Source organism: Kribbella sp. NPDC058693 (assembly GCF_042715335.1).
Lineage (GTDB): Bacteria > Actinomycetota > Actinomycetes > Propionibacteriales > Kribbellaceae > Kribbella > Kribbella jiaozuonensis.
Map to the genome: position 1 here is coordinate 957,776 of NZ_JBHXSQ010000003.1, position 22,891 is coordinate 980,666.

27 protein-coding genes and 1 tRNA gene are annotated in these 22,891 nt (G+C 67.7%); 15 read left to right on the top strand and 13 right to left on the bottom strand.

All coding sequences use genetic code 11. The features are described 5' to 3' along the window. The first annotated feature begins 56 nt into the window (after nucleotides 1–56). Nucleotides 57–842, top strand: a complete 786-nt coding sequence (locus ACFWUU_RS22650; RefSeq protein WP_380177892.1) for a methyltransferase domain-containing protein — start codon at nucleotides 57–59, stop codon at nucleotides 840–842. A gap of 2 nt (nucleotides 843–844) precedes the next feature. Beyond that, nucleotides 845–1,192, top strand: a complete 348-nt coding sequence (locus ACFWUU_RS22655) for a VOC family protein (RefSeq protein WP_202878026.1) — start codon at nucleotides 845–847, stop codon at nucleotides 1,190–1,192. Nucleotides 1,193–1,235: 43 nt separating this feature from the next. On the opposite strand, the gene ACFWUU_RS22660 is transcribed toward ACFWUU_RS22655, so the two are convergent. The 6 genes from ACFWUU_RS22660 to ACFWUU_RS22685 form a co-directional block, all read right to left on the bottom strand. Further along, complete coding sequence (locus ACFWUU_RS22660) at nucleotides 1,236–3,698, bottom strand: ABC transporter permease (RefSeq protein WP_380177894.1); 2,463 nt, start codon at nucleotides 3,696–3,698, stop codon at nucleotides 1,236–1,238. Between the two features lies 1 nt (nucleotide 3,699). Further along, on the bottom strand, nucleotides 3,700–4,479 hold the full coding sequence (locus ACFWUU_RS22665; protein ID WP_137259044.1) for an ABC transporter ATP-binding protein: 780 nt from the start codon (nucleotides 4,477–4,479) through the stop codon (nucleotides 3,700–3,702). Nucleotides 4,480–4,574: 95 nt separating this feature from the next. Beyond that, complete coding sequence (locus ACFWUU_RS22670) at nucleotides 4,575–5,240, bottom strand: response regulator transcription factor (protein WP_130440580.1); 666 nt, start codon at nucleotides 5,238–5,240, stop codon at nucleotides 4,575–4,577. Further along, nucleotides 5,240–6,418: a sensor histidine kinase gene (locus ACFWUU_RS22675; RefSeq protein WP_380177896.1), complete on the bottom strand. Its 1,179-nt coding sequence runs from the start codon at nucleotides 6,416–6,418 to the stop codon at nucleotides 5,240–5,242. Before ACFWUU_RS22675 ends, ACFWUU_RS22670 begins: the two co-directional genes overlap by 1 nt. A 75-nt stretch (nucleotides 6,419–6,493) precedes the next feature. Then, nucleotides 6,494–7,135 (bottom strand): TetR/AcrR family transcriptional regulator, encoded by a 642-nt coding sequence (locus tag ACFWUU_RS22680; protein WP_137259047.1) that lies wholly within the window; start codon nucleotides 7,133–7,135, stop codon nucleotides 6,494–6,496. 54 nt (nucleotides 7,136–7,189) lie between these two features. Next, nucleotides 7,190–8,185 (bottom strand): acyl-CoA desaturase, encoded by a 996-nt coding sequence (locus ACFWUU_RS22685; RefSeq protein WP_380177898.1) that lies wholly within the window; start codon nucleotides 8,183–8,185, stop codon nucleotides 7,190–7,192. 123 nt (nucleotides 8,186–8,308) lie between these two features. Here ACFWUU_RS22685 and ACFWUU_RS22690 point away from each other — a divergent pair. The 3 genes from ACFWUU_RS22690 (at nucleotide 8,309) to ACFWUU_RS22700 (ending at nucleotide 9,767) form a co-directional block, all read left to right on the top strand. Continuing rightward, a tRNA-Gln gene (locus ACFWUU_RS22690) sits at nucleotides 8,309–8,380 on the top strand. A gap of 331 nt (nucleotides 8,381–8,711) precedes the next feature. Beyond that, a complete protein-coding gene (locus tag ACFWUU_RS22695; RefSeq protein WP_380177901.1) occupies nucleotides 8,712–9,152 on the top strand; it encodes a hypothetical protein in 441 nt (146 codons plus the stop codon). A gap of 492 nt (nucleotides 9,153–9,644) precedes the next feature. Next, the gene (locus tag ACFWUU_RS22700) at nucleotides 9,645–9,767 is read left to right on the top strand and encodes a hypothetical protein (protein ID WP_380177904.1); all 123 of its coding nucleotides are present in this window, start codon (nucleotides 9,645–9,647) and stop codon (nucleotides 9,765–9,767) included. A gap of 68 nt (nucleotides 9,768–9,835) precedes the next feature. On the opposite strand, the gene ACFWUU_RS22705 is transcribed toward ACFWUU_RS22700, so the two are convergent. Next, complete coding sequence (locus tag ACFWUU_RS22705) at nucleotides 9,836–10,186, bottom strand: hypothetical protein (RefSeq protein ID WP_380177906.1); 351 nt, start codon at nucleotides 10,184–10,186, stop codon at nucleotides 9,836–9,838. Nucleotides 10,187–10,427: 241 nt separating this feature from the next. Here ACFWUU_RS22705 and ACFWUU_RS22710 point away from each other — a divergent pair, with 241 nt between their 5' ends. The 4 genes from ACFWUU_RS22710 (at nucleotide 10,428) to ACFWUU_RS22725 (ending at nucleotide 13,178) form a co-directional block, all read left to right on the top strand. After that, nucleotides 10,428–11,216 carry a hypothetical protein gene (locus tag ACFWUU_RS22710; protein ID WP_380177908.1) on the top strand — a complete coding sequence of 263 codons (789 nt, stop codon included), beginning with the start codon at nucleotides 10,428–10,430 and terminating at the stop codon, nucleotides 11,214–11,216. Nucleotides 11,217–11,285: 69 nt separating this feature from the next. Continuing rightward, nucleotides 11,286–11,612 (top strand): DUF4288 domain-containing protein, encoded by a 327-nt coding sequence (locus ACFWUU_RS22715; RefSeq protein ID WP_380177910.1) that lies wholly within the window; start codon nucleotides 11,286–11,288, stop codon nucleotides 11,610–11,612. A gap of 207 nt (nucleotides 11,613–11,819) precedes the next feature. After that, complete coding sequence (locus ACFWUU_RS22720) at nucleotides 11,820–12,683, top strand: phosphotransferase family protein (protein WP_380179047.1); 864 nt, start codon at nucleotides 11,820–11,822, stop codon at nucleotides 12,681–12,683. A gap of 54 nt (nucleotides 12,684–12,737) precedes the next feature. Continuing rightward, complete coding sequence (locus ACFWUU_RS22725) at nucleotides 12,738–13,178, top strand: AAA family ATPase (protein WP_380177912.1); 441 nt, start codon at nucleotides 12,738–12,740, stop codon at nucleotides 13,176–13,178. On the opposite strand, the gene ACFWUU_RS22730 is transcribed toward ACFWUU_RS22725, so the two are convergent. From ACFWUU_RS22730 to ACFWUU_RS22750, 5 genes are all read right to left on the bottom strand, one after another. Further along, on the bottom strand, nucleotides 13,169–13,693 hold the full coding sequence (locus ACFWUU_RS22730; RefSeq protein ID WP_380177914.1) for a DinB family protein: 525 nt from the start codon (nucleotides 13,691–13,693) through the stop codon (nucleotides 13,169–13,171). The genes ACFWUU_RS22725 and ACFWUU_RS22730 overlap by 10 nt on opposite strands. Beyond that, complete coding sequence (locus ACFWUU_RS22735; RefSeq protein ID WP_380177916.1) at nucleotides 13,683–14,120, bottom strand: NUDIX hydrolase; 438 nt, start codon at nucleotides 14,118–14,120, stop codon at nucleotides 13,683–13,685. Before ACFWUU_RS22735 ends, ACFWUU_RS22730 begins: the two co-directional genes overlap by 11 nt. A gap of 37 nt (nucleotides 14,121–14,157) precedes the next feature. Further along, the gene (locus ACFWUU_RS22740) at nucleotides 14,158–14,733 is read right to left on the bottom strand and encodes a nucleotidyltransferase domain-containing protein (RefSeq protein WP_380177918.1); all 576 of its coding nucleotides are present in this window, start codon (nucleotides 14,731–14,733) and stop codon (nucleotides 14,158–14,160) included. A 171-nt stretch (nucleotides 14,734–14,904) separates the two neighbouring features. Beyond that, nucleotides 14,905–15,723: an alpha/beta fold hydrolase gene (locus ACFWUU_RS22745; RefSeq protein WP_380177920.1), complete on the bottom strand. Its 819-nt coding sequence runs from the start codon at nucleotides 15,721–15,723 to the stop codon at nucleotides 14,905–14,907. A gap of 39 nt (nucleotides 15,724–15,762) precedes the next feature. Then, the gene (locus tag ACFWUU_RS22750; RefSeq protein ID WP_380177922.1) at nucleotides 15,763–16,137 is read right to left on the bottom strand and encodes a YciI family protein; all 375 of its coding nucleotides are present in this window, start codon (nucleotides 16,135–16,137) and stop codon (nucleotides 15,763–15,765) included. Here ACFWUU_RS22750 and ACFWUU_RS22755 point away from each other — a divergent pair. Beyond that, complete coding sequence (locus ACFWUU_RS22755; RefSeq protein ID WP_380177924.1) at nucleotides 16,136–17,059, top strand: phosphotransferase family protein; 924 nt, start codon at nucleotides 16,136–16,138, stop codon at nucleotides 17,057–17,059. The two genes, ACFWUU_RS22750 and ACFWUU_RS22755, sit on opposite strands and share 2 nt — an antisense overlap. Here ACFWUU_RS22755 and ACFWUU_RS22760 read toward each other — a convergent pair. Next, nucleotides 17,049–17,375, bottom strand: a complete 327-nt coding sequence (locus ACFWUU_RS22760) for a VOC family protein (RefSeq protein WP_380177926.1) — start codon at nucleotides 17,373–17,375, stop codon at nucleotides 17,049–17,051. The genes ACFWUU_RS22755 and ACFWUU_RS22760 overlap by 11 nt on opposite strands. Before the next feature lie 93 nt (nucleotides 17,376–17,468). Here ACFWUU_RS22760 and ACFWUU_RS22765 point away from each other — a divergent pair, with 93 nt between their 5' ends. From ACFWUU_RS22765 to ACFWUU_RS22785, 5 genes are all read left to right on the top strand, one after another. Then, the gene (locus ACFWUU_RS22765; RefSeq protein ID WP_380177928.1) at nucleotides 17,469–18,548 is read left to right on the top strand and encodes a hypothetical protein; all 1,080 of its coding nucleotides are present in this window, start codon (nucleotides 17,469–17,471) and stop codon (nucleotides 18,546–18,548) included. Nucleotides 18,549–18,711: 163 nt separating this feature from the next. Continuing rightward, nucleotides 18,712–20,163 carry a bifunctional UDP-N-acetylglucosamine diphosphorylase/glucosamine-1-phosphate N-acetyltransferase GlmU gene (gene glmU, locus ACFWUU_RS22770; RefSeq protein WP_380177930.1) on the top strand — a complete coding sequence of 484 codons (1,452 nt, stop codon included), beginning with the start codon at nucleotides 18,712–18,714 and terminating at the stop codon, nucleotides 20,161–20,163. Between the two features lie 26 nt (nucleotides 20,164–20,189). Beyond that, entirely contained in the window at nucleotides 20,190–21,170 is a 981-nt protein-coding gene (locus ACFWUU_RS22775; protein WP_137259064.1) for a ribose-phosphate diphosphokinase, read from the top strand. Between the two features lie 2 nt (nucleotides 21,171–21,172). After that, nucleotides 21,173–21,934, top strand: a complete 762-nt coding sequence (locus ACFWUU_RS22780) for an NAD(P)-binding domain-containing protein (RefSeq protein ID WP_380177932.1) — start codon at nucleotides 21,173–21,175, stop codon at nucleotides 21,932–21,934. A gap of 269 nt (nucleotides 21,935–22,203) precedes the next feature. Continuing rightward, complete coding sequence (locus ACFWUU_RS22785; protein WP_137259066.1) at nucleotides 22,204–22,848, top strand: 50S ribosomal protein L25/general stress protein Ctc; 645 nt, start codon at nucleotides 22,204–22,206, stop codon at nucleotides 22,846–22,848. The last annotated feature ends 43 nt before the right edge of the window (nucleotides 22,849–22,891 follow it).

A 22,891-nucleotide genomic window follows, 5' to 3' on the forward strand; every position in this document is an offset into this window, starting at 1 on the left:
TGGCAGGTCTAGAGTATCTCGATGTCAAGATAAATCGTGGAGAGAGGTGCAGACCGATGCGTGCGTCACCGGTGTGGAGTCCAGTGCAGTACGGCACGTACGCCGACGAGCGGGCCCGCCCGTTCCGGGATCTGGTCGAGCGGGTGCAGGCAACCGACGTACGGACCGTCGTGGATCTCGGCTGCGGTCCGGGCGCGCTGACCGCGACGCTGCGCCAGGTCTGGCCGGAGGCTGTGATCCGTGGGATCGACAGCTCGCCGCAGATGCTCGAGGCGGCGGCGGAGTACGCGGACGATCACCTGAGCTTCGAGTTGGGCGATGTTCGCGAGTGGGCCGCCGAGCCGGGATCGCTCGACGTGATCGTCACGAACGCGACGCTGCAGTGGATCCCCGAGCAGGTCGACCTGCTGCCCGGGTTCGTGCGGGCGTTGCGTCCGGGTGGGTGGCTGGCGATCCAGATTCCGGGCAACGGGAACGCGCCGTCGCACGCGATCCTGCGGGAGCTCGCCGAGACCGAGCCGTACGCCGAGTACGCGAAGGACGCGTCGCTGCGGCCGGACGTGCCCGGTCCGGCGGAGTACGTCGATGTGCTCAGCGCGGAGGGTTGTGTGGTGGATGCGTGGGAGACGACGTACTTCCACGTGCTCGCGGGCGACAACGCCGTACTGGAATGGGTGAAGGGGACCGGAGCGCGGCCGGTGCTGCAGTCGTTGCCGGATGACCTGCGCAAGCAGTTCGAGGCGGAGTACGGCGCTCGGCTGGCGGAGGCGTATCCGCAGAAGTCGTACGGGACGTTGTTGCCGTTCCGCCGGATCTTCGCAGTGGCACGCAAGGAGGGATGAGCATGCGGCTCGATCATGTGCAGGTGTCGTGCCCGGCCGGCGGCGAGGACGTGGCGCGGGCGTTCTACGCCGAGGCGCTCGGGATGACCGAGGTCGAGAAGCCGGAGCTGCTCAAGTCGCGCGGCGGTTGCTGGTTCAAGGCCGGTGACGCGGAGATCCATGTCGGCGTGGAGGCGGGGTTCACTCCGGCGAAGAAGGCACATCCGGCGTTGGCCGTCGACGACCTGGACGGACTGGCCTTGCGATTGGCTGGTCTGGGATACCCGGTCACGTGGGACAACGAAACGATCCCCGGCCGCCGGCGGTTTCACACCGCCGACGGACACGGGAATCGGATAGAGATCGTGTGACGAGCGGCTCGCCCGGCCCCCTCAAGCCGGGCGAGCCGCTGGCTCATTCGGTCGCGAGCGCACCGGCCGGTGCGACCTTGGCCGCCCGGCGAGCGGGCAGGACCGAGGCGAGCAGACCGGCGATCGCGGCGACTGCGGCGATGATGATCAGCAGCTTCCCGGGTACGGCGTACTCGACGCCGCCGTCGACCGTCTGGCCGCCCATCAGCGCGCTCGTCCCCGTCCAGCCGTAGACCAGGCCGAGCACGATCCCGAGACCGGCCGCGACCAGTGCCATCAGCAACGATTCGACCGCGAGCATCCGGCGCAGCTGGCGGCGGGACAGGCCCATCGCGCGGAGCAGTGCGTTCTCGCGGGTCCGTTCGAGGACCGACAGGCTGAGTGTGTTGCCCACGCCGACCAGCGCGATCAGCACCGAGACCCCGAGCAGGCCGACGCCAACGATCAGCAGTACGTCGAAGATCTTCGTGTAGCTGGTCCGCTCGGCCAGCCCGCCGGTGACGGACAGGTCCTTCACGGTCGGGATCGACTGCTCCACGGCGTCGATCACGTCTGAGCCGTCGGCCTTCGGATCCGATGCCAGCCAGAACCCGGTCACCGGCGCGGTCGGCGCCAGCTTTGCTAGATCGGACGAGCTCACCGTGATCGGATCGAGCCCGGTCGCCTGCTGCGCGGTGACGGTCAGCTTGTGTTGCCCGGACACGATCGTCAGCGGCGATCCGCTCTCGAGCTTCAGCATGATCATCGTTGACCGGTCCATCAACGCCGTACCCGGCTTGAGTTGGCCGGCCGCCTCCGGGTTGTGGATGACCGGCCCGGCCTTGGTCGGGTCGATGCCCGTGACCTGGACCTCCTGGCCGCCGGACTTCACCGTCACCTGGATGATCGGGACCACCTGCGTGATGCCCTTGATGTCGCGGAGCTGCTGCTCGGCGTTGGCCGGCATCTTCTCCTTGTACGTCGTCACCATCAGGTCGACCGGGTACTGCCCGTCCATCGACACGTCGAACGTCTTGCGTACCGAGGCGATCCCGACGCAGGTGAGGCTGATCAGCGTCACGCCGATGAGCAGCGCGGACGTGGTGGCCGCCGTACGCTTCGGGTTCCGGACAGCGTTCGCGACGGCGATCCGAGCGGGTACGCCGCCACCCTTCGCGGGCAGTGCGCCGATCACCCGGATCAGCGCCGGCACGAGCAGCGAGCCGACCGCGAGGATGCCGAGGAACGAGATCGCCCCGCCCGCGACACCGACCAGGACCTGGTGCGACGCCGCGCCGGCCGCCAGCAGCAGGCCGCCACCGACGAGGAGCAGGAAGCCCAGGATCAAACGCAGTACGCCGGCCTTGGACGCGGCGGCGGGAGCAGCCTCGGGACGCAGTGCGGCGAGCGGCGCCACCTTGGTCGCGCGCCGGGCAGGTACGACAGCGGCGAGCAGCGTCGCCACGGTGCCGAGCAGCAGCGGCAGGAACACCGACGACAGATCCAGGTGCAGCGGCACCGGCGGGATGCCCCAGTCGAACTCGCGGGAGAGCGCCAGCCCGACCGCGGACAGCGCGACGCCGAAGACGACACCGATCGTAGAAGCGATCACGCCGACCACGCTCGCCTCGGCGATGACCGAGGAGAACACCTGCCGCCGGGAGGCGCCGACGCACCGCAGCAGCGCCATCTCGCGGGTGCGTTGCGCGATCACGATCGTGAACGTGTTGCCGATCACCAGACACGCGACGAACAGCGCGATGACGGCGAACATCCCGAACACACCGCCGAGTACGTCGATGCCGTTGGTGTAGCTCTTCACCTCGTGGGCGATGAACGCCGTACCGGTGAAGGTCGTCAAGCCCTTGGAAACAACGGCTCCCGCGGCGTCGGCCACCTGCTGCTGCGTGACGCCGGGCTTGGCGGCGATCCCGATGCCTTGGACGAAGGCACCCGGTTCGAAGATTTTCACTGCGGCCGGAGTCGCGACCGCGGACCCCGTACCGACGACCTTCGAGTCGTCGAGCAGTCCGACGACGGTGACGGTCCACGACTTGTCGTCGTACGAGCTGATCCGCAGGGTCTGGCCGACCGTGACCTTGTGCTTGGCCGCCGCGCGGGCCGGCAGCGCGATCTCGTTCGTTGTGGTGGGCAACCGTCCGGACGAGGTGCCGGGACCGGCGATGCGGGTGGTGTCGTAGAGAGCGTCGATCGGGAGCGTGGTCGGCCGGACCTGGTCCGGGTACGACACCTGCAGGTACGCCGTGGTCAGCGTGACGACCGATGCGGCCTGGGGCAGCTTCTGCACGTTGGCGATGTCGGCGGGTGAGATCGTCGACTGGTCCGGGTAGACGACGGCGTCGACACCCTTGTACTGCGCGCCGATCGTCTCGTCGACACCGTGCGACGCGGACGAGTGCACGATCATCGCCAGCGACCCGAAACCGACCCCGAGCACGATCGCCAGACAGGCGGCGACCAGGCGGCCCACGTGGGCGCGCAGCGAGGAGAGGATGGAACGGCGCACGTCAGGCTCCCAGCTGGCGCAGGGCGTCGAGGACGCTCTCCGGGGTCGGCTGCCGCAGCTCGCCCGCAAGCTTGCCGTCGGCAAGCATCACGACACGGTCGGCGTACGACGCGGCCAGCGGGTCGTGGGTGACCATCACCACGGTCTGGCCGAACTCGCGCACCGAGCGGCGCAGGAAGCCGAGCACCTCGGCGCCGGACCGCGAGTCCAGGTTCCCGGTCGGCTCGTCGGCGAACACGACCTCCGGCCGCCCGACCAGGGCCCGCGCGACCGCGACCCGCTGCTGCTGACCGCCGGACAGCTCCGACGGCCGGTGCGTGAGCCGGTCAGCGAGGCCGAGTACGTCGATCAGCGTGTCGAGCCACTGCTGGTCGGGCTTGCGGTTGCCGAGCTCGAGCGGCAGCAGGATGTTGTCCTTCGCGGTCAGCATCGGCAGCAGGTTGAACGACTGGAAGACGAACCCGACCCGGTCCCGCCGGATCTTGGTCAGCTCGGAGTCGGGCAGCCGGGTCAGCTCGGTCTCGCCGAGCAGGACCTGACCGCCGGTCGGCGTGTCCAGACCGGCCAGGCAGTGCATCAGCGTCGACTTGCCGGACCCCGACGGTCCCATGATCGCGGTGAACTGGCCGACGCCGAAGTCGACCGAGACGCCGTCGAGCGCGGCGACCGCGGTGTCGCCCTGTCCGTACACCTTGCGCAGCTCGTGCGCCCGGATCGCGGTCCGCGGTTCCCCGTCCTGCGGCAACCGCCCGGCCGCAAGCTCTCCGGTCTGCAAGCTCATGTCACTCCTTGGTCTTGAGGTTTCACCAAGAAGTTAGTGATCGCCGCGCCCGGTTACGTCGGACCGCAGTGGGGACTACGGGTCCTACCTGGGTATTACTTGGTCGGCCTGACCAGGCCCGTTTCGTACCCCAGGACGACCAGGGCGACCCGGTCGCGGAGGCCGGTCTTGGCCAGGATCCGGCCGATATGCGTCTTCACCGTTGCCTCGGACAACGTGAAGAGCTTGGCGATCTCGGTGTTCGACAGGCCCCGCGCCACCTCGACCAGCACCTCCCGTTCGCGGGCGGTGAGCTCGGCCAGGTCAGGCCGCTCGGTCTCGGTGTCGGGCAGCGCGCCGGCGAAGTGCTCGAGCAGGCGTTTCGTCGTACTGGGGGAGACCACGGCGTCGCCGGAGTGCACCTGCCGGATCGCGGACAGCAGGTCGGCCGGTGGGGTGTTCTTGAGCAGGAAGCCGGCCGCGCCCGCCTTGATCGCGGCGAACGCGTACTCGTCCAGGTCGAAGGTGGTCAGCACGATCACCTTCGGTGCCTCCGGCAACGACTGCAGCCGGCGGGTGGCTTCGACGCCGTCCAGCCGCGGCATCCGGACGTCCATCAGTACGACGTCGCAGGCGGTCACCTGGATCTTCTCGACCGCCTCGCCGCCGTCGCCGGCCTGTCCGACCACCCGCATGTCGGCCTGGGAGTCGACCAGCATCGTGAATCCCGCTCTGACCAGCTCCTGATCGTCCACGAGGAACACGCGGATGACGTCGTCCATCACTCTCCAGTCGGCAGGTTGTACGGCAGCTTGGCGATCACCTCGTAACCGCCGCCCGCCTTCGGTCCGGCGCTCACCGTACCGCCCGAGACCGAGGCGCGTTGCCGCATCCCGACCAGACCATGACCCGGATCCGAGCTCGGCGCGACGCCGGCGCCGCGGCCGTCGTCGGTGACCACCACGGTCAGCATCTCGCGCCCGAAGTCCAACTTCACGCAGGTGCGGGCTCCTGGTCCGGCGTGTTTCAGGGTGTTGGTCAGACCTTCCTGCACGATCCGGTACGCCGTGAGCCCGAGCAGCGCGGGCAGATCGCGAGACTGGCCGGTCACGTCGTACGTGACGTTGAGGCCGGCCTCGCGGACGTTGTCGATCAGCTCCGGCAGGCTGGAGACGCCCGGCTGTGGACGCGGCTGGTTCGGGTCGAGCTCGTTCGGCTCGTCCTGTTTGAGCAGGCCGAGCATCTTGCGCATCTCGGTCAGGCTGGCGCGGCCGGTGTCGCCGATGGTGGCGAGTGCCTTCTTCGCGGCCGCAGGCGACTGGTCCGCGGCGTACAGCCCGCCGTCGGCCTGGACGATCATGATCGAGAGGCCGTGCGCGACCACGTCGTGGATCTCGCGGGCGATCCGGGTCCGTTCGTTGCTCACGGCCAGCTTGTTCTCCCGGTCGCGGTCCCGTTCGAGCTGGGCGGCGCGCTCCTCGAGCTGGGCGACGTACAGACCGCGGGTGCGGCGGCGCTCGCCGAACGCCCAGACGCCGAAGACGAGCGCGCCGAGCGCGACCATCATCGTGACCTGCTGTTTCCAGTCCGCGTTCGACCAGTAGCGCGAGACGGCCATCAGCACGCCGAGCCCGCCGATACCGAGGGCGATCCGGCTCAGGCGGGTGTCGCCGTACACGGAGATGGCATAGAGCGCGACGAGCAGGCCGATGTTGCCGGGCTGCAGGTCGACGCCGATCAGCCATTGCAGGGCGGCGACCGAGCAGACGGCGAAGAAGACCAGTTCAGGATGGGTACGGCGCCAGATCAGCGGGACCAGCATGCCGAACGCGAGGATGCCGCCGAGGTGCGCCTGGGCGAGCGACAGGAATCCGGCGGTCACGCACAGTGCACCGGCCAGCAGCAGGTCGAAGGCCTTGCTCCGGGCAGGCAGCGGCCGGGCGGTCAGTATCCCCGTCATGTTCGCCAGGGTACGGGGCCGGTCGTGCGTCGGGGTCAGCCTGCGGGCGGATGTCGGCGTACGACCGCGGTCTTGTTACTTGTGCGGGCGGGTCGAGAGCGTGGGCTTGGGCTCGAGGCCGGACAGGCCGTTCCAGGCGAGGTTGACCAGGTGCGCGGCGACGTCCGGCTTCTTCGGTTTGCGGGCGTCCAGCCACCATTGGCCGGTGAGCGCGACCATGCCGACCAGCATCTGGGCGTACATCGGCGCGTTCTTCGGGTCGAGGCCGCGGCGCTTGAACTCCTCCGCGAGGATGTGCTCGACCCGGGTCGCGACATCGCTGAGGATCGAGATGAAGGAGCCGGTCGACGATCCGACCGGCGAGTCCCGGACCAGGATCCGGAAGCCGTCGGCGTTCTTCTCGATGTAGTCGAGCAGGGCGAGCGCGGCCTGCTCGACGAGCTCGTGCGCCCGGCCGGCCGTCAGCGCGCCGGTGACGCCGTCGAGCAACGCGCGGACCTCGCGGTCGACGACGACGGCGTACAGGCCTTCCTTGCCACCGAAGTGTTCGTAGACGACCGGCTTGGAGACCTCGGCGCGATGCGCGATCTCCTCGACCGAGGTAGCCTCGTACCCCTTCTGGGCGAACAGGCCGCGGGCAATCGTGATGAGTTGTTCGCGACGTTCGGCACTGGTCATCCGGATCCGGCCGGACCGCCGCGGTTTGGGTTCCGTCACGTCGTGATCACGTCAGCATCATGCCGCACTTCGGGTGTTGCCGGTGGGAGGTTTTCAGGCAGCCTTGAGAGTACGGGTCGAAGAGTCCACACGCCGGGCCTCCAGCCGCTCTTTGACCGGCCAGCGGACGTCGGTGACCCAGCCGCGCTTCTCGAAGAACCAGATGCAGCGGGCCGACGTGTCGAGCTGACCCTTGAGTACGCCGTGCCGCGCGCAGGTCGGGTCGGAGTGGTGCAGGTTGTGCCACGACTCGCCCTGGCTCAGGATCGCCAGCCACCACACGTTGCCGGACTTGTCCCGGCTCTTGAACGGCCGGTCGCCGATCGTGTGGCAGATCGAGTTGATCGACCAGGTGACGTGGTGCAGCAGCGCGATCCGGACCAGGCTGGCCCAGAAGAACGCGGTCAGCGCGCCGGTCCACGACCAGGACCACAGGCCGCCGATGATCGCCGGCAGCAGGACGCTGGTCGCGACGAGGAGCGGGAACAGCCGGGAGACCCGGACGATGTCCTTGTCCTTCAGCAGGTCCGGCGCGTACTGGCGCTGCGGGGTCTGCTCGGTGTCGAACAGCCAGCCCACGTGCGCGTAGATGAACCCCTTGGTCAGCGCGCCGAGCGTCTCGCCGTACCGCCAGGGGCTGTGCGGGTCACCCTCGCGGTCGGAGAACTTGTGGTGCTTGCGGTGATCGGCCACCCAGCGGATCACCGGGCCCTCGATCGCCAGCGAGCCGGCGATGGCCAGCGCGTACTTCATCGGCCGGTTCGGCTTGAACGACTTGTGCGTGAACAGCCGGTGGAAACCGATCGAGATCCCGTGCCCCGCGACCGTGTAGAACACGACCGCCAGTACGACGTCGTGCCAGCCGAGGAAACCGCCCCACGCGATCGGCACCGCCGCCAGCACCGCCAGGAACGGGATGCCGATGAACAACGCCAGCGCCACCTGCTCCCAGGCCTTCTTCTGCTCGCCGCCGAGCGTCCCGGTGTTCACGTCCTCGACGACGGGCGCGGTACGGGTGGGCGCGTCCGGCGTGGCAACGGGTGGGGTCATAGCTGCTTCATCCCTCGGGTCGGGGGTCCTTACCTACGCAACCGTAACCTACGGCACCGTAGGTAAGGAACCCCTCAGCGTGTCATCCACCCCACTCATGGCAAACTGTCCCGGCAACCACGATCCCCCGTGGGGTAATCGGCAGCCCGCGAGACTTTGAATCTCGAAGACCAGGATCGAAACCTGGCGGGGGAGCTCTCTTCACGTACTGCGCGTGCCGCGGACGTGGATCTTGTGGGGTGTGCCCCACGCGGTGCTACGCGCGGCTCCTCCGTCGCCGTGCTGCGCGCCGCTCCCACCCACCCGGCGCTTGGCGCGCCATGCTGGCGCTTATCGCGCGTGACTACGGCGTACTGGGTTTCCGCTGGTGATGGGTTGTGGCGGATGTGGTGGGGTGTGCCCCGCGAAACCTGCCCGTTCGACCTCGTCAATCGAGGGTCCACGACGATGTGCGGCCGTACGTGATGTTCATAAACCCCTTCCGTGCCTTCGCGCTGTCGCCGGACCGCATCGCTAGCATCTCCACATGGCAGCGATCGCGTCTGGGGTGTTTCGGCGGACTGCTCTTGAGCGGGCGGATCAGCGGGTCTCGTGGGAGCGGACGGATCAGGCGTTCTTCTCGAGTGGGGCTTGTCATGTGTTGGCCTGGACTTGTCGGGATTTCTATCCCGGCAAGGGGATCGGCTTGGCGGCGATGTACATGGGTGACTTCGAGCATCCGCTGCATGTGTACGCGAGGTGGGGCGCGTGGGCGTTCGATGCGTCGGGTTGGAACCCTGAGTCCGAACTGCAGCAGGTCAACAGCGACTTCGAGGGTCTTCCGGTCCGTGAGGTGGAGACGATCACCAGCGACCTTCGGGAGTTCTGTGAAGCGCACGTGCATCGGCAGCCGCACCAGTACTGGGCCGATCCGACTGAAAGAGCACGCGCCTACGTGAGCCGATACGACCCACCCTGGCTCTCGTAGCGGGAGTATCGAGCCGCGCGTGACCGCCCGGTGGCGATGCCGGCCTCGGCGACTGACGACCGCTGCCAGAGCCACAAGACGCAAAGGGCTGCCTATCTGGCGCAGACGCAACGCCGCTTCCGAGCACCGATAATCGCCTCGTGGTCTTGCGCCCTGCTGCCTATCCGTTCGTGCCCAAGTCGAACGCTCACCTCTTGCCAGGGCACATCTGGGGGATACCGCTGCGAGACGGCCGTTCAGCCTGCGGTGTTGTTGTCGCGGTGCCCACCGCTGAGGAAGCGCCACACCAGGCGATCAACAGTCGAACGTTCGCCGCAGGCTGCGGTCGATGACAGTCAGCTCGTCAACTGGGGCTACGGGCACATCAAGATGATCGGGGACAACGGAGGGGCAATCCTCGGTCAACGCTCGCCGGTGCGCGAGCGAGATGGTGCTCTGCCGCGTGTATCCCACCGCGTGGGCGGAACGGTCGGCATTTATCGTGATGGTCAGATGGTCCGCGTCGCCACAGCCGACGAGGCACGAGATCTTCCCGTCATCGGTACGTGGGGCTCCACCTACATCGTGGCCCTGGCCGAGCTGGTCTTCATCGACGGGAAACCGGTCGGTCGATGAACATCGGGCCAGGTCTGAGGATTTGGTGCGGATCAGGATGGACGCGGCAGGCTGGCCCGGGTCTGCGGCTATCCGAAGGACGCCGCGGCCCGGGTCGCAGTACACCGGCGGCATTGGGAGCGGAGTTCGTTCCAGAGCAGGTGGGCGAGTAGGACATTGCCGGCTGCGGCGAGGGTCCAGAGGGTGATGAGCCAGGGGACCAGGGCGTTGCTGTCGCTCAGGTTGTTGGGGCCCAGGAGCATCAGCGGGATTGAGGCGAGGTAGCTGATGTAGGGCACTGTCAGGCCGAGTGGTGCGGTGCCGAGCCAGAGGAATCTGATGAGATCGAAGTCGGCGATGTAGACGTAGGTGGCGAACGCGAATACGGCCAGTACGTAGAGGGCGCCGCCAACCCGCCATGACTTGCTCATCCCCGTCATGAACCGAGTATCGGGGACGGGGTGACGCGCGTTACGGGCCGCCGTACTGGATGGTGAACTGCCGCGCGTTCGATCCCCCTCTCGGCGTATGCCGTCGGACGCGCGGCAGTTTGATCACGCTAAGCGAGGGGGTGCGTGGCGTCCATGCGGTGGGACGTAGAGGGAGGCAAGTGCCTCCCTACAGATGGCCACGTAACGTGACGATGGTTCTGCCCGATGTACAGGCGGGGGAGGACTCGAGATGACGCCACGGCCACCGGCAGCGCGGGATGACGCCAGCGCCGGATACTTTCTGGATGCGGCCGCCGAGCTGATCGACGGGATGTTCGACGGTGGTGTCCGGGAGCGTCCGCATCGACTGCGTGGGATCCATTTTCCGGCTGCGCTCGAGTGGATGCGGGTCAGCGACGTCGTCGAGCTCGCGCAGGAGCGCCACGGGGACGGGGCGAGTGAGAAGGCCTTCCGGAATCGGTGGCCCGATCGCAACACCTTCGTGAAGGCGGCGATCATCCACACGATGCTGTACCGCGATGCGCCCGAGTCCAACCCGGCGCTGTACGTCGGGAAGCTGCCGGCCAGTGTCACCGCCGCGAGCTTGACCGACGCCGTGATCGAACTCTGCGACGGGCTCCTGAAGGCGTTGCAGGCGCGACCGCGCTCGTACCTGCTGCACCACATCGGACCTCTGCTCGACCAATATCCCGACCTGAGGGCCGCGATCATCAAGGACATCGTCGGCACTCGCGAACCGTGGTTCGAGGGGTACGCCGCGTTGCTCGGCGCGCTCCAGCTCAACCTCAGGCCCGGCTGGACGATCGAGCGGGTCGGCCTGGCGCTGCAGGCGATGCTGGACGGGTTCTTGTTCCGATCCCGCGTCCAGCCCGAGGAGATGAAGGAAGCCGGCTCAACAGACGCAAGCCTCTTCGCCGAGACCGTGATCTGCTTCATCCTCGGCGTACTCGACCTGGACACTTCACACAAAACCACCCACACAATCCTCGACGAGACCGCACACACAGCACAGAGCTGATGCTCAGCCGACTGGGGCCGCCATCAAATGCGGTCGCTTGCAGCGTTGTGGGCTGGCAGGCTGGATGCTGTGAGTGACCTGGGGGATTCCGGTTGGTACGCGGTGCGGTGTGTCTTCGAGGCGCAGCGTGGGGTGTTCGAGGAACGGATCACGTTGTGGCGGGCTGACTCTTTCGATCGCGCGATAGAGCGCGCAGAAGACGAGGCGCGTGAGTATGCCACCACCATCACCGACTCCCCGGACGCCTACCTCGGGTTCGCACAGGCCTACCGGTTGTACGACACGCCAGGCGACGGCGCAGAGGTGTTCTCGCTGATGCGAACGAGTAGACGCACCCCCGAGGCCTACCTCGACCACTTCTTCGACACAGGCAAGGAACGTCAACAAACGCTCTGATGCTCGCCGGGCGGACGCCGTTTCGTCAGTCGGCCGGCGATGCCGCCGAGCGTCAAGGTGACGCCTACTTTGGCGGGTTCGAAAACCCTTATCGCCGGTGGGGCTCTGACGAATAGGGTCGTGGTTATGGGTGACGGCGACTGGCGGGAGGGTGGGTTCAGGGAGCGGCGGCCTTCTGTGGAGACGCTTGACTGGGTGGCGGCGTCGATGGGGCGGGGGAGTCGGGTTGTTGGTTATCGCCGGTTGACCGGTGGTGTCTGCTCCGCCGTGAATCGGTTGACTGTCGAGCGGCGTGGGGTGCGGACGTTCGTCGTACTGCGGCAGTATCCGGGTGGGCTTGGTCTGCAGGAGCCCTTGGAGCAGGAGATCGCCAACCTTGGTGTGGTGGCGGGAAGCGGGCTTCCGGTTCCGAGCGTTCTGGCTGCTGATGTTGCCGGTGCTTCGACAGGCGGCGCGCCGGCGTTGCTGATGACGCGGTTGCAGGGGCATGTTCACCTCAATCCGGCGGAACCTCGATCGTGGCTGACGAGGATCGCGGAGATTGCTGTCTTGCTCCATTCCCTCGATCTGCCCGCGAAGACGTTCAGGCCTTGGTCGGATTCTTGGATCGCTCCTGTAGGCGGGTTTCGGGTGCCGGTCGATGCACAGAAGCCGGCTGTGTGGAAGACGGCGTTCGGTCTCATGGCGGCGCCGCCACCTGAGGACGCTGCCGTCTTTCTGCATTGCGATCTTCTGCCTGTGAACATGTTGTGGTCGCGCGGGAGGATTACCGGGCTGACCGACTGGAACTCCATCCATCGCGGGTCGCGCGCGATTGACGTCGGGCACTGTCGGCGGTACTTGTCAGCGCTGTACTCGCCCGAGTGGGCGGAGCAGCTTCGGTCGCTCTATGAGTCGATCGCCGGGGTGAGTCTTGATCCGTGGTGGGACCTGTATGCCCTGCTGCACTATGACGAGAGCGGGTCGAAGTGGATCCGTGGTCAGGTCGCCGGGCGCCGTCCCGTCGATGTGCCTGGCATGACTGCCCGGGTCGAGGTCGCCGTCGAGGCAGCGCTACAGCGGCTCGGATAACTGGGCGGTCGTCGCGGAGTCCGACGTACCTGATTGTTGCTACGGTCCGGTGGTATGGCGCGGGTGTTGGTGACGGGGATGTCGGGGGTCGGGAAGACGACCGTGCTCGAGGAGTTGCGGCGGCGGGGGCATCTGACGGTCGACACCGACTACGACGGGTGGGTGTTGGCGGATGGTCGGTGGGATGAGGGGCGGATGGATCGGTTGTTGCGGGAGCAGCCGGATGTTGTTGTTTCGGGGACGGTTGAGAATCAGGGGCGGTTCTACGACCGGTTCGAGCAGGTGGTGTTGATCAGTGCGCCGGTCGAGGTGCTGATCGAGCGGGTCAGTACGCGGACCAACAATCCGTACGGCAGGACCGCGGAGCAGCAGGCCGAGATCGCGACGTACGTCGAAACCGTCGAGCCCCTGCTCCGCCAGGGCGCGACGCTGGAGCTGGACGGGCGGAAGCCGGTGGCGGAGCTGGCTGATCTGATCGAGGGGCTTCAGCGGTAGACGTCGGCAGCTTGTTGGATCGTGCGTCGGCGGTCGCGCCAGGACGGGTCGTCGTCGATCAGCTCGCGGATGATGTCGGCGTGGCCGGCGTGCTGGGCGGTCTCGTTGACCATGCGGATCAGTAGGACGCCCAATGTCGTCTCTTGGTGGCCCTCGGCCCAGTGCGCGACGTGGGCCGGGCTGTCCAGGTCGCGCTCGTTGACGGTGCGGTCTGCATGAGCACAGGCCTGCCGGTACACGTTGACGACGTACTCGCTCGATTCATCCGGCGTGGCCCACATGTCGATCTCGGTGGACGGGTCGTCGCGGAACCACGACGGGCGCTCGATCGGTGGACGCCCGAACGCCTCGCCGAGGTACCCGTACTCCATCCCGGCCAGATGCTTCACCAGCCCGAGCAGATTCGTCCCGGTCGGAGTCAACGGACGGCGCCGGTCGTACTCCGACAACCCGGCGAGCTTCCTGAGCATCACGGCCCGACTGCCCTGTAACGCCTTCAACAGCTCAGCTTTCATCCCGCACCTCCGCGAGCAGTTGGCCGAGTTGGGGCGGGAAGATGGTTTCGATTGTGGTGAGTAGTTCCTGGGAGGTCCACCAGCGGAAGCCGAGGATGGTGCGGGTCTCGTACTCGCTCAATGCAGCAGGTGCCGGCGAGAAGTGCTCGACCCGGTGCAGCAACCATTCCTCGTGTACGTCGAAGGCTTGGCCGTTGAACTCGTAGCGGTGGTCGCGGCGCCAGACCGGCGTACCGACCGGGAGATCGACCAGGCCCGTTTCCTCGTGGGCCTCGCGTGCGGCGGCTGATTGGAGGGACTCGTCGGGCTCGACGCCGCCGCCGACCGGGTACCAGCACTTGGACTGGGATTTGGGGTCCTTGGCGTGGATGAGGAGTACGCGGTCGTCGGCGTCGAGCAGGATGAGCTTCACGGCTAGCCTCGCCACGGGATGACTTTAGAGGCTGGTGGGCTCGGCTGGCTGGCTAGCTGAGGGCTGGGAGCCAGGGGTGGTCGGGGTACCGCGGGGCGACGTGGGCGTGGAGCCAGGCGCGGCGGGCTGGGTCTAGGAGGTCTGCGACATCGCGGAAGTCCTCGGCGTCCTTCGGGCGGTCGCTGCGGGATTTGTAGAGGAGCACGATCTCCGGGGCCAGGTACGGCAGGCCGTTGGTGAGGGTGATCTCGTCGAGCGGTTTGCGGGTGGTGCCGCGGCCGCGGTGGTACACCCAGTCGTCGCCGTCGGAGGCCGCGAGCATGATGCGGACCGGGGCCGGGAAGAGCTCGTCCGGGAAGGCGAGTACGTCGGGGCCCGGGGTCAGCGTCTCGCCGGGCTCCCACGGCCGTTGGTCGCCGGTGTTGGGGTCTTCGAGCGTTGGTCGCGGGGTGGTGAACGTGTCGGCGACGTGGTGGAGGTCGCGGGCCAGGACGAGTACGTCGACGTCCGAGTGCGGTCGCCGTACCCGATCGGCGAACAGGTCGAGCGCCCAACCGCCGGCGATCCAATAGCGGGCGGGGTAGTTGTCGAACAGCGCGCGTATGGCGCTCAGAGCTTCAGATTGCATGGGGGACTCCCTCGCATGACATCGGATGCGGTGAGCCCCGAGAGAGTCAGAGCCGCCAGAGTTCGATTCGAGGCGGCACCGCGCATGAGTAGCGCATAGAACCACCTCCTCCGTGCTCTGACACTCGTCGAACGAATCGTAGCGATCCAAAGGTCTGTCGGCACCGGGGTTTCAGGCCAGGAAGCGGCGGATGTGATCTGACCACAGGGTCGGGTTTTCGAAGTGGGCCATGTGGGCTGTGTTGGGGATGACTGCTAGTTGGCTGGTGGGGAGGGCGGTGTGGAGGCGTCGGGCGAGTTGGACGGGGAAGCCCATGTCGTATTCGCCGTGGAGGATGAGCGTGGGTTTGTTGAGGGTGCGGAGGACCTGTTCGGGGTCGCCGGGGCACCACGGGTGCATTAGGCCTTGCATCGCGCGTTCGAGGGACCAGTCGCCTTGGTCGGTGCCTATCGAGTTGAGCAAGGCGAGGTATGCGGGTGCGAGGGACAGGTCCCAGACGAAGACGGTCGAGTTGCGGAGGACGCCGTTTGCCTCGTCCTCGATGCGCTGGCGGCGCTGGTATTCGGGCCAGTCGGCCAGATAGCGGGCGCTGTCTGCAGATGTGTACGCCGACGTGGAGGCGAGCATCAAGCGGCGTACCTGCTCCGGATGTTTGTCCACGAAGCCCATCGCGGCGCGCCCGCCCGTCGAGAACCCGAGCAGATCGACCTGCCCGAGCTCGAGTTGGTCGACGAGGCGATGGGTGTCGCGTACGACGTACTCCGGTTGCAGCTCGTCGTCGGGCAGGCCGCGCGTGCTCCGGCCGCAACCGCGGAAGTCGAACAGCACAACGTGGTGATCGCGAGCGAGCGGCTCGAACCCAGGCAGAAGATACCCGTGGCCGACGTCCGGCCCGCCGTGCATCACCACCAACGATGGCCTATCGCCCCGCTCCCCAAGCTCACGCACGAACAGCGTCACGTCGCCCACGTCTACGAACGAATCACGCATGCCGCGAGGATGTCAGGTCGCACCGACAGCTAGAGGCCTTTACTCGTCAGGTACGCCGACATCGAGGCATTCCCGCACCTCGATGTCGTACTCGCGGGGCAGCAGCGCGGCCACCTCGAGCGCCGTTGCCAGGTCGGGCAGCTCGACCAGATAGAAGCCGCCGAGTTGCTCGACCGTGTCGGCGTACGGCCCCTCAACCACCGCACGCCCATCGCCAGCCGGGCGCAGCGTCCGGGCATCCTTCGGGTGCACCAGCGCCTCGCCCCCGCGGAAGCGCCCGCGCTCACGTACGGCGGCCGTGAACGCGCGGAAGTCCGCAAAGACTCGCTCGTGCTCCGCCTCGGCCGCCGCGTCCCAGCGAGCGAAGTGATCGGGCTCGGCCATGAGGATCAGAAACCGCGTCAAGTCAGCCATGTGGTTCGCCTTTCAGGACCGGCAGTATCACCAGGATGACGACCGACCCGACCTGAAATCGACACGACTCGAGCAGATCGCGATCGGGATGCAGGGGGCTGTCTACCGCCTGCCGGGCGAGAGGATCGCCAAGATCTGGTTTCACGCCGGCGACGGCGAGTTGCGGCGGTTGGGGGAGTTGTACGCCGCGATCGACGGGCAGTTGCCGTTTCGTACGCCGCGGATGATCGAGATTCGCCGGCCTGGTCCGTACCACGTGACGATCGAGGCGGAGCTCCCCGGCGTACCGCTCGACAAGGTGGCGCCCGCGTTCGGAGAGGCCGGGTGGGAGCGGGCGCGGGACTGCGTTGTCGACGTACTCGCCGCGCTTGCGGAGGTCGACGCGCCCGAGGTGCTGCGGCGGATGACGGTGCTCGATGAGGTCGACCCGTTCAGGCCCGAGGGAACGTCGTGGATCGAGGCGCTCACAGGGTTGGTACGGCGGCGGGTGGTGCGGTTCGGCGATCAGCTTGCGGCGGTTATCGACGACTTCGACGGCAAGGTCGAGCGGCTGTTGCATCAGCTGTCCGGGATGAAGGAGCCGGAGCGCCGGCTCGTGCACGGCGACGTGACCGCGGGGAACATCCTTGTCGACGAGGATCTCTGGCCGGTGGCGCTGATCGATCTGGGCATGCTGACGATGGCCGGCGATCCGGTGTTCGACGCGGCGGCGGCCGCGAGTCTGGTCGAGCTGTGGTCGCCGCGGGTTCGCGAGGTCGAGGCGGCGTTCGACCAGGCGTTTGTGGAGCAGCTCGGGTACGACGCCGAGCAGCTGCTCGTCTACCGCCGCATCCACTCGCTGCTGATCGCCAATGCGCATGACGCGGACCCGTACGGCCGGGACAGCGCCGTACCGCTGGCTGCGGCTCTGTTCAACCGATGATGCAGAAGACGGTGCCGTCGGGGGATCTGAGGACCACGAAGTCGGCGTCGTGCGGGTAGGTCCAGTCTTCGACTCGTTCGGCGCCGAGGGCGATGAGGCGGTCCACTTCCTCTTCCAGGGTTGAGTTGTCTACCCAGAGGTCGAGGTGGGTGCGGTCGGTTTCGTCGAGGTGGAGGCGGGTGGGGCGGGCGGATGGGGGAGGGATGAGGAAATCGGGGTTGCTCTCGGCGGTGAAACCGAGAGCCTGACTCCAGAAATCGGCGGCGGGGCCGGTTTTCGGGACGTTGAGGATGATTGCTCCGAGGGTGAGGGCCATGGTTCTCAGGGTTGCAGATTTTGGGGTGTAACGCGGGGGTCGGGTGAAGGCGTCGGGAGGGATGTAGGAGACGCACACTCGGAGGGAACCGTTGTGAGACTGAAGAAAAGCATGCTGGCCGTGATGGCTGGGGTCGTCGCGAGCGCGCTGGCGGCCGGATCCGCTGCAGGAGCCGAAGTACCGTTGCAGTGGGCAACTACTGCGACGCATCGGCAGCCGGCGACGTTCAACGATGTCGCGAGTGGGGCCGGCGGGACATGGGCTGTCGGTGGCGATCAGGTGGAGGACTTCGCCGATCAGCGTCCGTTGGCGATGCGGTGGGACGGGAAGACGTGGAAGGCGACCGCGCAGCCGGTGAAGACCAACGCGACGTTGGAGAGCGTCGCGGTCGGTACGGCGGCCAACGTCTGGGCGGTCGGCGAGGACCGGACGGACCCGAACCAGACCAAGCCGCTTGCCATGCACTGGAACGGCACGAAGTGGCAGGTCGTCAAGCCGCCCGCCGTACCGACCGGGTCGTTCGACGATGTCGTCATCGCTCCGGACAAGTCGGTCTGGGTCGCCGGGTGGGCGAACGTCGGTGGCGCGGAGCGGGCGGTCGTCTATCGGTACACCGGTGGGAAGTGGCAGCCGCTCTACACCGGCCTCGAGAATTCGATCAACGGCAACGTTCTCGCCGTACTGTCCGCGAACAACGCCTGGCTCGGGCTGAACGCCGGCCTCGCGCACTTCGACGGCAAGCGCTGGACGCTGGTGAAGGATGTACCGGTCGACGGCTCCCAGATCCCGACCGGCATCGCGGTCGCCGGCCCGAAGAACATCTGGCTGGTCGGCGTCCAGTACCACTCCGGGATCGCCCCGCTCGCCCTCCACTACAACGGCACCAAGTGGGCCCAGGTCCCGGTCCCCGCCGGCATGGCGCAGTTGTACGACGTCGTACTCCGGAACAACCGTCCCGTCGCCGTCGGCGAACGCTTCGAAGGCGACAACTCAACCGCCAAGCCCTACGTCCTCCAACTCACCGGCTCGAAGTTCGTCACGGCCCCCGCCCCCAATGCCCCAACGGGCACCCTCACCGCCATCACCACCGCTAAGGACCGAACCTGGACCGTAGGCATGACAGCCACCTCCACGGCGTCCCCGTTCTCGGCCCTGGCCGCCTATACCCGGTGATCGGTCACTGAGCGTCGCGAGCACGACGGAGGGTGAGATCGGTCTCGTGGAGGGCGGGGTGGGGTTCGGATCTTGAGCAAGTAGGCTTGCGCGGGCACTGCATCGGGTGCCCATGCTGATACTTGTTGAAAGAAACTCGCAGGGAACTCGAGGAGAAGACCGCGTGACTTCCCATCGCCCCGCGGCGGTCGTGATCATGGCCGCCGGGCTCGGAACCCGGATGAAATCGGCGACGCCGAAGGTGCTGCACGAGATCGGCGGGCGCAGTCTCGTCGGGCACGCCGTCGTCGCCGCCCGGGCACTCACCCCCGAACACCTGGTCGTCGTGGTCGGCAGCGGCCGCGAACTGGTCGAGGCGCACCTGAAGGAGGTCGACCCCGACGTCCGGACCGCCGTCCAGGAGCAGCAGCTCGGCACGGGCGACGCCGTCCGCGCCGGGCTGACCGCCGTACCGCAGGACTTCGACGGCTCGGTGATCGTCACGTCGGGTGACGTCCCGCTGCTGGAGGCGGAGACGCTGCACGACCTGATCGCCGACCACGACAAGCAGGGGAACGCGGTCACCGTCCTGACCGCGCTCGTCCCCGACCCGACCGGCTACGGGCGGATCGTCCAGGGCGCCGACGGCGCGGTGGACGCGATCGTCGAGCACAAGGACGCCACCCCGGAACAGCGCGAGATCCGGGTGATCAACGCCGGCATCTACGTCTTCGATTCGATCACGCTGCGTGACGGACTCAGTCGTCTCACCACCGACAACGCGCAGGGCGAGCTGTACCTGACCGACGTCATCTCGATCGCCCGGAACGACGGCAAGCGCGTCGGCGCGCACGTCACCGACGACGCGATGCAGACCGAGGGCGTGAACAACCGCGTCCAGCTCGCCACGCTCGGCGCGGAGCTGAACCGCCGTACGCTCGCCAAGCACATGCTCGAGGGCGTCACGATCGTCGACCCGAACACCACCTGGGTCGATTCCACGGTCGAGTTGGCCCGCGACGTCACCCTGCTGCCGAACATCCAGCTGCACGGCGCCACCACGGTCGGCAGCGGTACGACGATCGGCCCGGACACCACGCTGACCGACGTCGAGATCGGCCAGAACGCCACGATCATCCGCACTCACGGCACCCTCGCGGTGATCGGCGACGGCGCCTCGGTCGGCCCGTTCGCGTACCTGCGGCCGAACACCAAGCTCGGCGTCAAGGGCAAGATCGGCACGTTCGTCGAGACCAAGAACTCGACCATCGGCGACGGCGCCAAGGTGCCGCACCTCACGTACGCCGGGGACGCGACGATCGGCGACGGCGCGAACATCGGCGCCGGCACGATCTTCGCGAACTACGACGGCGTCGCGAAGCACCCGACCCACGTCGGCAAGCACTCGTTCATCGGCAGCAACTCGGTCATCGTCGCCCCGCGCACGATCGCCGACGGCGCCTACCTGGCGGCCGGTACGGCGCTGACCGAGGACGTCGGCCCGGGCGAGATCGCGGTCGCACGCGGTCGGCAGCGCAACATCAAGGGCTGGGTCGCGCGTAAGCGGGCCGGCACCAAGACCGCTCAGGCGGCCGAAGCGGCGCTGGCCGAACAGGCCGGCGACGAGCAGTCCTGAACAGCAGAACAACGGGAGGCGCGGCGATGAGCGGGATGAAACGAACCACCGAGAAGAACCTGATGGTCTTCTCCGGCCGGGCGCATCCCGCGCTCGCCGCGCAGGTCGCCGAGGAGCTCGGCAGCGGCCTGGTTCCGACGCAGGCGTACGACTTCGCCAACGGCGAGATCTACGTCCGGTTCGAGGAGTCGGTCCGGGGCAGCGACGCCTTCGTGATCCAGAGCCACACCTCGCCGATCAACGAGTGGATCATGGAGCAGCTGATCATGGTCGACGCGCTGAAGCGGGCCTCGGCCAAGCGGATCACGGTCGTGCTCCCGTTCTACGGGTACGCGCGCCAGGACAAGAAACACCGCGGGCGCGAACCGATCTCGGCCCGGCTGATGGCCGACCTGTTCAAGACCGCGGGCGCGAACCGGCTGATCTGCGTCGACCTGCACACCTCGCAGATCCAGGGCTTCTTCGACGGTCCGGTGGACCACCTGATGGCGCTGCCGATCCTGAGTGACTACGTCGCGCAGAAGTACGGCGACCAGCAGCTGGCCGTGGTCTCGCCGGACGCCGGCCGGATCAAGGTGGCCGAGCAGTGGTCCGCCCGGCTCGGCGGCGCGCCGCTGGCGTTCATCCACAAGACCCGCGACATCGACCGCCCGAACGAGACGGTCGCGAACCGGGTCGTCGGTGAGGTCAAGGGCCGGGTCTGCATCCTGGTCGACGACATGATCGACACCGCCGGCACGATCACCAAGGCCGCCGACGCCCTGTACGCCGAGGGCGCCGCCGGGGTGGTGATCGCCGCGACCCATGCGATCCTGTCCGGTCCGGCGGTGGACCGGCTGAAGAACTGCCAGGCCAGCGAGGTCATCGTGACCAACACGCTGCCGATCGCGGAGGACCGCCGCTTCGACAAGCTCACCGAGCTGTCGATCGCTCCGCTGATCAGCCGGGCCATCCGCGAGGTCTTCGAGGACGGCTCGGTGACCAGCCTGTTCGAGGGCCGCGCCTAGGCATGCGAATCGCCGTCTTCCACCCCGGCGCTATGGGTTCGAAGCTCGCCAAGCAACTGGTCACTGCCGGTCACGAGGTGTACTGGGTCCCCGAGGGGCGCAGCGAGGCTTCACGGCAGCGCGCCGAGGACGCCGGTCTGATCGGTACGCCGTTCGCGCAGGCCGTCGAGCAGGCTGAGGTCGTGCTGTGCTCGTGCGCCCCGCAGGGTGCCGTGGACATCGCCAAGCAGGTCGGCAGCGCGGGCTTCAGCGGCCTGTACGTCGAGGCGAACCCGCTCTCGCCGATGTCGCTCCGCGAAGCCGAGTCCGCCGTACCGGAGGCAACCTTCGTCGACGCCGGCGTGGTCGGGCCGCCGCCGACCGGTGGGCCCAGCCCGACCCACCTGATGCTGTCCGGTACTGCGGCCGACCAGGTCGCCGCGCTGTGGGCCGGGACCGCGGTCACGCCGATGGTGGTCGGCACGGAACCCGGTGCGGCCAGCGCGGCGAAGTCGTCGTACGCGCTCTACAACAAGGGCAAGGCGGCGCTGGCTGTGCTGGCGTTCCAGCTGGCCGAGAAGCACGGTGTGACCGAGGCGCTCGTCGCCCAGCAGACCCGTGCCGACGGCGGCTCCCTCAAGGACCCGGCGCTCGCGGAGCAGCTCCGCAGCGTCGCGTGGCGCTGGGGTCCGGAGTTCGACGAAATCGCCAGGACCCTCGACGACGCCGGCCTCGAAGGCGACGCAGCGCGAGCCCTCCGCGAGGTCTGGACCAAACTCACCTGACCGGGCCCGGAAACGGCTCACCGGGAGCGGCTCCAGCGGGGGAGCAAAGTGCCTTGGAAGTACGATTTCCCGTCTGGCCGGAGTGGTGGGTAGACTGTTTTGGTTGCCTCGGCGAGGGACGCCCCCCGAGAAGTGCAGGGCGCGGCTCCGTGATCGACGCGGTGGTTCGTTGCCTGACGCCTTCTCCGGGGTCAGCAGGCGCCCGCTGAGGCCGCAGCCGAGTTCCAACCAGACAACTGATCACCGCAACGCTTTTAGGAGTTCATCTCGTGGCCGAGGTCAAGATCCAAGCCGAATCGCGTACGGAGTTCGGCAAGGGGGCTGCCCGCCGAATCCGCCGGGACAACAAGGTTCCCGCTGTCCTCTACGGCCACGGCAGTGACCCGGTGCACATCACGCTGCCCGGTCACGACACCATGCTGGCCCTCAAGACCGCCAACGCCCTGCTGATGATCGAGGTCGAGGGCGGCGAGTCCCACCTCGCGCTGCCGAAGCAGGTCCAGCGCGACCCGCTGAAGGGCTTCATCGAGCACGTGGACCTGGTCATCGTCCGCCGTGGCGAGAAGGTTCAGGTCGACATCGCGGTGCACCTCGAGGGCGAGGCCGTCAGCGACTCCCTGGTCGTGCTCGAGGCGCAGAGCATCCTGGTCGAGGCCGAGGCGACGCACATCCCCGACGGCGTCACCGTCTCGATCGAGGGCCTGGAGGTCGGCGCCCAGATCCACGCGTCGGACCTGCAGCTGCCGGCCGGCACGACGCTGGCGATCGAGCCCGACACCCTGGTCGTGAACATCACCGCCCAGCAGACCGCTGAGCAGGCCGAGGCCGAGCTGGCCGAGGCCGAGGCCGAGGCCGGTATCGAGCGCGACGAGCCGACCGCTGCCGAGGAGCCGGTGGCCGCCGCGGCCGAGTAGTCTGCACTCGGCATCAGCAGCCGAACTTCAGGAGGGCCGGGAT